Here is a 263-nt window from a genome sequence, read left to right as displayed (position 1 = left end):
CCGCCGTTAGGGCGGGGCAAGTTTGATGAGCAGGCCCATGGCGGCACCAGTAAACATCACAGAACCCGCCCCGCCCAGGCCGCGGAAGATCAGTAGTTGCCAATAGTTTTGGGCGAACGCGCAGGCAGCGGTGGACGCTGCCACGATCAGCAGACCGGACACGTAGACGTTCCGCTCGCCAAAGCGGCCGATAAGGGCGCCACCCGCCGGGGCGAAAATGAGCCGCATGAACGCAAAGATGCTGACGATGACGGCGGCAGCAG

The 263-nt window shown here is 63.9% G+C and carries 1 protein-coding gene; it reads right to left on the bottom strand.

Annotated features, from left to right (window positions below):
- Positions 1-6: 6 nt before the first annotated feature.
- On the bottom strand, positions 7-263 hold a 257-nt coding region (locus tag SB724_RS20610), incomplete at its 5' end, for an MFS transporter (protein WP_410572780.1).

Origin of the sequence: Bacillus sp. SIMBA_031, from assembly GCF_046535225.1 — a bacterium.
Taxonomy (GTDB): Bacteria; Bacillota; Bacilli; order Bacillales; family Bacillaceae; genus Bacillus; species Bacillus velezensis.
This window is presented reverse-complemented; position numbering and strand designations above follow the sequence as displayed.